This is a genomic window from Azohydromonas lata NBRC 102462 (assembly GCF_001571085.1).
GTDB lineage: Bacteria > Pseudomonadota > Gammaproteobacteria > Burkholderiales > Burkholderiaceae_C > Azohydromonas > Azohydromonas lata.
The window spans coordinates 1-1,080 of the sequence record NZ_BCTC01000293.1 but is presented as its reverse complement, the minus strand read 5'-3'; the positions used below and the strand labels follow the sequence as shown (position 1 = coordinate 1,080).

Genomic DNA, 1,080 nt, shown 5'->3' with positions numbered 1-1,080 from the left:
GCGGCCCAGGTGATCTTCGAGCCCAGGCGCTGCGCCACGTTGTCCTGGCCGCGCCCGGCGAAGCCGATCCAGTAGAAGACCGTGCTCATGAAGCACAGCACCGACATCCACAGGATCGCGCTCTGGCTGGAAAGGAAATATTTCAGCAGGAACACCTTTTCGCCAGCCGCGAGGTCGGCGCCGAAGGCGTCGGGCGTGCGGCTGTAGAGCGAGATGGCCAGCAGCGTGGCGGCAGTGACGCCCAGCATCAGCGTGCGCAGCGGGCCCCAGAACCAGCCCATCCAGATGACGGCCGGCACGCTGCCGATGAGGATGCCCTTCTCGTACACGTCCATCGCGTCGCCGTAGCGGGCGAAGGCGAACACGGCGCCGGCGACGGCCAGCAGGGCGAACAGCCAGTCGTAGAGGCTGCGCCCGGCCAGCGGGTGGCTGCGGCCGAGCGTGAAGGTGGTGGTGTTGGTGGGGGAGGCGGCGGTGTTCATGCGGCAGCGTCCTTCAGGATGGCCTTCTTGAGCAGCTCGAATTCGGTGTCGGCGTCCAGCGTGCGCCGCGTGGTGGAGAGGGCCGTGGTGATGCGCGAGCCCGAATCCTGCGCTTCGACCCAGATCCACAGCCGCCTCTCCCGCACGTACAGCATGGCGAACACGCCCAGGATCAGCAGGATCGCGCCGAGGTAGACGAGCTTCTTGCCCGGCGCGCGCGCGAGCTGGAACACGCTGGCCTGCACCTGCCGGAAGTCCTCCAGCTGCAGCAGCACCGGCACGGGATAGAAGAAGCTGTCGGAGAGCGAGACCACGGCCTGCGTCATGAAGGCCTGCGTCTTCTCGTTGGGCGCCAGCGGCGCCAGCCCGGCGCGCTCGCGGCTGAGGTTGGCCAGCTCGAACAGGCTGCCGTTGAGGATGCGCAGCAGTACCTCCGACACGCGCGCGCGCTCGCCCTCGGGCACGCTGGTCTCGATGAAGCGCGCCAGCGCCGCCAGGCCGCCGGGCGGGAAGTCCGCGGCCGGGCTGGCCGCGGCCGCCCCGGAGGCCGCGCCCGGCGCGGCGGGGGCCTCGGCCGGCGGCTTGTCGGCACCGGCGA

General features: G+C 70.5%; 1 protein-coding gene and 1 pseudogene. Both read right to left on the bottom strand.

The window, feature by feature from the left end; translation table 11 throughout:
* Positions 1 to 482 (bottom strand): annotated as a pseudogene (locus ALA01S_RS31165) (c-type cytochrome biogenesis protein CcsB); the annotation flags it as partial.
* Positions 479 to 1,080: cytochrome c biogenesis ResB family protein (locus ALA01S_RS31160; RefSeq protein ID WP_174548677.1), on the bottom strand; the 602-nt coding region annotated here is incomplete at its 5' end. The pseudogene ALA01S_RS31165 and the gene ALA01S_RS31160, both read right to left, overlap by 4 nt.